This window comes from Pseudorhizobium marinum, from assembly GCF_000705355.1.
GTDB classification, from domain to species: domain Bacteria; phylum Pseudomonadota; class Alphaproteobacteria; order Rhizobiales; family Rhizobiaceae; genus Neorhizobium; species Neorhizobium pelagicum.
The window spans coordinates 412,503-419,199 of record NZ_JMQK01000001.1 but is presented as its reverse complement, the minus strand read 5'-3'; the positions used below and the strand labels follow the sequence as shown (position 1 = coordinate 419,199).

Sequence of the window (6,697 nt, the reverse complement as noted above, 5' to 3'; positions counted from 1 at the left end):
TTCCGTCCAAGACAAAGGCCCGGGACTGCCCTCCCACGTGCAGCACTCCACGTTCGACATGTTCTGGAGAAGCGAGAGCCTCAACGGCCGTGGTCGAAGCGGATCCGGACTTGGCCTTACGGTGGTCAAGGCTATTGCGGAAGGCCACAATGCGCGGCTGGAGGTCGGAAACAACCCTGGCGGAGGTGCCTACGCCAGGATCACATTCTAGGTCTCGTAGGCGGCGCGCAGATGACTTGAGGGTTTCGGGCCGGAACGACTGCTCCGGGCCGAAAGTCGTCACGAACGTTGACGACTAGCTTGTCCAAGGAACACAGCCCGGAGCACGATATCTATGAAGCGCCCCCTCGGCCGCCGTGGTGTTTTTGAACATTTGGGAAAGGCGTAGCTACGTCGGCGAGCGTCACCCCCGCAAACCTCTTTCGCAAAAGCTCTTCTGCCTCGTCGAAAACGTTCTTCAGCGTTCCGTTGACCGCCTGCTCGATGGGACATCCCGGCATGTCGTAGGCTGGTCCAACCGCGAAAATGGAAGGCTCTCCAACGGCACGATAGATGTCCAGTAGTGTCAGTTCCTCAAGAGGACGAGCCAGTGTCCAGCCGCCGCCATGTCCTTTTATGGAGGTGACATAGCCTTCGTCGCGCAGCCCAGCCATGGTGCGCCGGATCACCACAGGGTTTGCGTCCAGCATCTGCGCGATCATCTCGGATGTCATCGCACCATCGTGCCGCCCCATGTGTATTAAGACATGCAGCATCCGCGAAAGCCGACTGTCTTGCCTCATTCCTTGTCCCTTCAATCGCTCGTCCAAAATCAATAGCACGATCCGCCATCATGACACAACCGAGGTGTCATGACTGTTGACACCTCGCAATCATGACACTTATGTTGTTGCGAGAATCAGGAGAATGTTCATGAGCGACACGATCTACGACGTCATCATCATCGGCGGGAGTTACGGGGGCCTATCGGCGGCGCTTCAACTGGGCCGCGCTCGTCGCAGGGTCCTCGTCATAGACGAAGGCCTCAGGCGCAACCGGTTCGCGTCGCACTCGCATGGCTTTCTCGCTCAGGATGGTGTCGATCCCGCTGCTATAGCGGCCGAAGCGCGTGCTCAGGTGATGAAGTACAGCACAGTGGACTGGGTTTCGGGCCGGGCGGATTCGGCACAGCGGAACGAGGAGGCGACCTCAGGAGCGACTATCTTCGACGTCATGGTTGGAACCGTCCGCTACAGGTCGCGCCGCCTGATCCTAGCCCTGGGCGTGCGCGACGTCCTCCCCGAGATCAAAGGGTTGAAGGAGCGCTGGGGGAGAAGCGTGTTCCACTGCCCCTACTGCCATGGCTACGAGTTGAACCAAGGCAGGATCGGCGTCATCGCTGGCTCAGAACTTTCCATGCATCATGCGCTGATGCTTCCTGATTGGGGTCCGACAACTCTGCTCCTAAACCGGGCATTCGAGCCGGACGCGGATCAACTTGCGGCTCTCGAAGCTCGTTGCGTGGTTATCGACCGTAGTCCTGTGGAGGCTATAAGAGGTCATGCCGATGTGCAGCTTGCGGACGGCCGGTCGCTCTCCTTCTCCGGTTTGTTCGCGCTCGCTCCTTCGAAGTCTCAACATCAATCCCGGAGCAGCTCGGCCTCGACATGGAACAGGGCCCCCTCGGCTCCACCATCAAGACGGATGCAGTGAAGGAGACCAGCATGCCTGGCGTCTTCGTGTGCGGGGACGCCGCGCGACCAATGGCGTCCGTTGCCTTGGCTGTCGGCGATGGAAACCTCGCAGGCGTAAGCGCTCATCGGTCGTTGATGTTCGGGACCATCCAGCATGGGTAAGTTCGACGGACAGCAGGTCGGGTACATCGACGGTGCAAGACGGAATGTTCCCGGTCTGGACGCCCTTCACCGGATGACGGGGCTTCTCCTGGCAGAACACGTCCCACCGAATGGACGGGTGCTTGTTGTTGGAGCAGGTGGCGGCCTTGAGCTGAAAGCGCTGGCGGATCAGCATCCAGATTGGTCGTTCGACGGTGTCGATCCGTCGGCCGACATGCTGGAACTTGCAAGAGAAACGGCGGCCAGCACCGCAGATCGTATCGTACTTCACCATGGTGACGTGGGCGCTGCACCTGCTGGTCCGTTCGATGGAGCCGTCTGCCTTCTGGTGTTCCACCACATTTCGGTGGAGGAAAGGAAGGCGACCCTCAATGGGGTTCGCCAACGTCTTCGCCCTGGATCACCATTCGTCCTTGCTCATCTCAGCTTCGCAATGAGCGAACCGGATCACACGCTCTGGGTAAACAGGCACATTAAGTTCGGGGCCATGGCAGAGCTGGATGCCGATAAGCAAGAAGCCGCAAGGATCGGCATGAAAGGACGCCTTGTCGTTATGTTCCCAGAGGAAGAGGAAGCACACCTGAAGGAAGCGGGCTTTACCGGGATCATGCAGTTCTACCACGCCTTCAGCTTCCGGGGCTGGGTGGCGTATGCGTGATCGGCCGCATCCAGTATCCTCAGCGATCCAGGTGGCATGACTGCGCCGCGCCAGAAGGGGACATTGCGGCTACCTCAAAACTCCCTATTCTGCGACGTCGCAAAAGTCAGAAAAACAAGTGTCGCTTTAATTGGGAGTTTTGCGAAGGCAACCGGGCGAGATCGAAGGCTATTGACCTTCCTTGCAAGCTCGAATTCTCCCTACTATGAACATCAATTTTGGCTCCGCAAGCATCATCCGACGTCGACGCTGCATGACTGTGCAGCGTGGCGCTTTAATTCTGCGATGGCGTGAGTTTCCGGAGGGCTAGCCCTCCTTGTCATCATAGGATTTTTCGCAACCTGCCCACCTTTTCGGTCGGCGGGTTTTTTGTTGTCTAGACTGCCAAACCTCGGAGAAAATATGGCCTCGCAACCCGCCCTCTCGCCCATTACATTCCGGTCTGCAACCCAAGAAGATTGCGCCCATCTCGTTCTTTTTGCCGACATGGCGACACGCCGCCTGACTTCGTTTCTGTGGAGCCAGATGGCGGCTCCCGGGCAGTCGGCGTTCGAGGTCGGCCGAAACGTAATCCGCAATGCCGAAGGCCATTTCACGCACTTTGCGAATTGGCGCGTGGCCGGACACCAAGGCCAGGTCGTCGGAGCGTTGGACGGATATGTCATCCCTGAACCATCTAACTCTGCGCTTCCGGCTCCAGACGTTGTGGCACCCTTGAACGAGCTAAAGAACATGACCGCAGGAACATGGTATATTTCTGCCGCTGCGATCTATCCCGAACATCAAGGCAAGGGCTTCGGCTCAATGCTACTGGCGGAGGCGGAAAGCATCGCAAGGTCGGCGGGCAACAATCGTCTGACGCTTATGGTCGGAAGCTTCAACCCTGGAGCCTATCGGCTTTACCAAAGGTGTGGTTTCGCTGAATCGGCTAGACGCCCATTTCTTGTTTTTCCGGGTTCGGATGAGGGCGAATGGATACTTATGGTCAAGGACGTGTCGCTAAAATTCTGATTTTCTCTCCATCCCCTTCCGCGTGGGCGAAAACCGCGTATCCTGAAAGCCCGTAAGCAACGATAACTTTCGGGGGTTCCATGGACATTTCGACCTTACTCGCCTTCGGGGCGGCCTTCTTCGTGTTCGCCGCCAGTCCCGGCCCTGACAATATGACGATCGTCGCTCGCACGATCTCACACGGCGCGGCTTCTGGCATTGCCTATGGGGCAGGAACTGTCGTCGGTATCCTGCTCTTCCTGACCCTGGCCGCATTCGGCATGTCGGTCATCGCCGCCGAAATGGGGATTGTCATGACGATCCTGCGCTATGTCGGCGCGGCCTATCTGATCTGGATGGGCATTAAGCTCTGGACGGCTGAACCAGTCGTGCCGGAACTGCAACCTGTTTCCGAACGGCGAGGGCTACTGGCACTCTTCGCGACCGGCATTGCGCTCAATCTCGGCAATCCGAAAATGCCGCTGTTCTACGTTGCGTTGCTGCCGAACGTGGTCGGCTCGTCCCTGACGCCCGGTCACATCGCAGCGCTGGCGGCCGTCATCCTCGTTGTCGAGGTGGTAGTGATCGGTGGGCATGTGATCCTAGCCGGCCGCACTCGCATGCTGCTTCGGACGCCGACCATCGTGCGTCGCGTAAATCGAACGGCCGGTGGTGTAATGGTCGGCGCTGGCGTTGCCGTGGTGGCATCGAGGTAAGCCGCGAAACTGCCGCAAAATTCAGGGGCCGCCGATCTGTCGCGAATGTTAGGATTTTGCGACCATCTCTCCGACGGCGGATGACCGCTTAGGGCCGATAGACGTAATGGCGCAGAAGCGCCAACAATGGACGTTATTTGGTGGCGACGCTTGCTAGCCAAGCCCGTGCCAGCGCCAGATCCCCATTTTGAGGTGCCCACCCATGCCCGGCCTCTATGACATTTAGCGAAACCACAGCCCCAGCCATCTCAAGCTGTTCAGCAAGCACGGCAGCGTCGTCACGACGTCGACGCTCGTCGTCGTTACCTGCTACGATCAGGATCGGTTTCGCTCGCATCTCTGAGAAAGTAAAACTCGGGGAGAGCGGCTCGGGGCGCAGGAGAATCGCCCCGGCGAACCTCTCTGGAGCGACCGAGAGCATTGCTGCAGCAAATATCGCGCCGCTGGAATACCCCACCAGAAGGACCCCACTCGGTGCCGGGAGATCCGCCTCGGCCTCTTGCGAAACCCACTTCGTCGCCAAGTCCAAGACCTCGGCAGCATCAATGCTGCGATCAGAGCGGCGTCTGAAGAAGGTATAACCATCTGCCTGCGCAAAGGGGCCACGAGGAGCTATGAGGCGGGCCTGAGGTGCAAGCTGATGACAGAAATCGGCTAGATCGGTCTCGTCTCGGCCTGAGCCATGAAGCGCCAGAAGTGAGAGCATGGGTTACGACGTCTCCGCATGGGATAGCCGCACTCTTCCCCATCTCCCCACAACAGGTTGATGACCGGTCCGGGCCAATACCGGACACCTCCGCTGTGCCCGCCCCCCTCACACCCTTGCGCAAAACGCATCCAGCCCCGCCAGCTTCACCACGCCCTCCTCCACCGCGACCTCGAAGCCCGGCATCGCGATCGGCAGGCAGGATTTCATCGTCGCCGGCAGGGCGAAATCCTGCGGCTCGCGGGTCAGGTTGAAGACGAAGAGCAGCCGCTCGTTGTTCTTTTCCCGGATGAAGACGAGGAGGTCATGGTTGTGGGTGTCGACGAAGGTGAGGTCGCCGTCGAAGAGCGGCGGATGCGCCTTGCGGAAGGCAAGCGTCGCCCGGTAGTGGTTCAGCACCGACTGCAGGTCGTGCTCCTGCGTATCGACGGCGGCGGCGGCATGCTGCGGCGGCACCGGCAGCCAGGACCGTCCGGCGGTGGTGAAGCCCGCGTGGTCCTGCTCGGCGTCCCAGGGCATCGGCGTGCGGCATCCGTCGCGCCCCTTGAAGGCCGGCCAGAAGCGGATGCCGTAGGGGTCGGTCAGATCCTCGAAGGCAAGCTCCGCCTCCGTCAGCCCCAGTTCCTCGCCCTGGTAGAGGCAGATCGAGCCGCGCAGGGTCGCCAGCACGCTGATGGACAGCTTCGCCACCCGTTCGCGCTCCTCCGGCGTCTCGGCAAACCGCGTCACATGCCGCACCACGTCGTGGTTGGAAAAGGCCCAGCAGACCCAGCCGTTCGTCACCGTGTCCTGGAAGGTCGAGACGACGCGGCGGATGAAGCCGGCCGAAAACGCCGGTCCCAGCAGGTCGAAGGTGTAGCACATGTGCAGCTTGTCGTTGCCGCTCGTGTAGATCGCCAGCGTCGTCAGCGAACGCGGCCCGTCGCCGATCTCGCCCACCGTCGCGCGGTTGTCGTAGCTGTCGAGCAGCGCCCGCAGCCGCTTCAGGAAGTCGATGTTCTCCGGCTGGCTCTTGTCGTAGAGGTGGTTCTGCATCGAATAGGGATTGGTGTCGGACTCCAGCCCCCCCGTTTCCGCATCGTAGAGGATCGGCGGATTGTCGCGCAGCTGCTTGTCGTGGAAATAATAGTTGGCGGTATCCAGCCGGAAGCCGTCGACGCCGCGGTCGAGCCAGAAGCGCACCGTATCGAGAACCGCCGCCTGCACATCGGGATTGTGGAAGTTGAGGTCCGGCTGCGAGGTCAGGAAGTTGTGCATGTAGTACTGCTTGCGCACGCCGTCCCATTCCCAGCCCGGCCCGCCGAAGATCGACAGCCAGTTGTTGGGCGCCGTCCCATCCGGCTTCGGATCCGCCCAGACATACCAGTCGGCGCGCCCGTTGCTGCGGCTGGTGCGGCTTTCGATGAACCACGGGTGCTTGTCGGAGGTGTGGCTGATCACCTGGTCGATGATCACCTTCAGCCCCAGCCGGTGCGCCTCCGCCATCATCACGTCGAAATCGGTCAGCGCCCCGAACATCGGATCGACGTTGCAGTAGTCGGAGACGTCGTAGCCCATGTCGGCCATCGGCGAGGTGAAGAAGGGCGACAGCCAGATGGCGTCGACGCCGAGCGAGGCGATATGCGGCAACCGCTCGGTGATCCCCTTCAGGTCGCCGATCCCGTCGCCATTGGTGTCCTGGAACGAGCGCGGATAGACTTGATAGATGACCGCCCCACGCCACCAGTTGGCATCATCCACCCTGCCCGTCTCCACAGCCATGTCCGTCTCCTGTTCAAGCGTTGCGACGCGT

The 6,697-nt window shown here is 60.4% G+C and carries 7 protein-coding genes and 1 pseudogene; 5 read left to right on the top strand and 3 right to left on the bottom strand.

Features of this window, described 5'->3' with window-relative positions; translation table 11 throughout:
- Positions 1 to 211, top strand: a 211-nt coding sequence (locus tag EO99_RS26545; RefSeq protein ID WP_029616999.1) for an ATP-binding protein, incomplete at its 5' end; no start/stop codon positions are given.
- 121 nt (positions 212 to 332) lie between these two features.
- Here EO99_RS26545 and EO99_RS0102120 read toward each other — a convergent pair.
- A complete protein-coding gene (locus EO99_RS0102120; protein WP_051679656.1) occupies positions 333 to 782 on the bottom strand; it encodes an Rrf2 family transcriptional regulator in 450 nt (149 codons plus the stop codon).
- 130 nt (positions 783 to 912) lie between these two features.
- On the opposite strand from EO99_RS0102120, the pseudogene EO99_RS25545 reads away from it, so the two are divergent.
- The 4 genes and pseudogenes from EO99_RS25545 (at position 913) to EO99_RS0102100 (ending at position 4,199) form a co-directional block, all read left to right on the top strand.
- A pseudogene (locus EO99_RS25545) lies at positions 913 to 1,835 on the top strand (NAD(P)/FAD-dependent oxidoreductase).
- On the top strand, positions 1,828 to 2,493 hold the full coding sequence (locus EO99_RS0102110; protein ID WP_029616997.1) for a class I SAM-dependent methyltransferase: 666 nt from the start codon (positions 1,828 to 1,830) through the stop codon (positions 2,491 to 2,493). Before EO99_RS25545 ends, EO99_RS0102110 begins: the two are co-directional and overlap by 8 nt.
- Before the next feature lie 402 nt (positions 2,494 to 2,895).
- Positions 2,896 to 3,504, top strand: coding sequence for a GNAT family N-acetyltransferase (locus EO99_RS0102105; RefSeq protein ID WP_029616996.1), 609 nt, complete (start codon positions 2,896 to 2,898; stop codon positions 3,502 to 3,504).
- Positions 3,505 to 3,584: 80 nt separating this feature from the next.
- The gene (locus EO99_RS0102100; RefSeq protein WP_029616995.1) at positions 3,585 to 4,199 is read left to right on the top strand and encodes a LysE family translocator; all 615 of its coding nucleotides are present in this window, start codon (positions 3,585 to 3,587) and stop codon (positions 4,197 to 4,199) included.
- A gap of 133 nt (positions 4,200 to 4,332) precedes the next feature.
- Here EO99_RS0102100 and EO99_RS0102095 read toward each other — a convergent pair whose 3' ends face one another.
- The gene (locus EO99_RS0102095; RefSeq protein ID WP_029616994.1) at positions 4,333 to 4,905 is read right to left on the bottom strand and encodes an alpha/beta hydrolase; all 573 of its coding nucleotides are present in this window, start codon (positions 4,903 to 4,905) and stop codon (positions 4,333 to 4,335) included.
- Between the two features lie 108 nt (positions 4,906 to 5,013).
- Positions 5,014 to 6,666: a beta-galactosidase BglA gene (gene bglA, locus EO99_RS0102090; RefSeq protein ID WP_029616993.1), complete on the bottom strand. Its 1,653-nt coding sequence runs from the start codon at positions 6,664 to 6,666 to the stop codon at positions 5,014 to 5,016.
- Between the last annotated feature and the right edge of the window lie 31 nt (positions 6,667 to 6,697).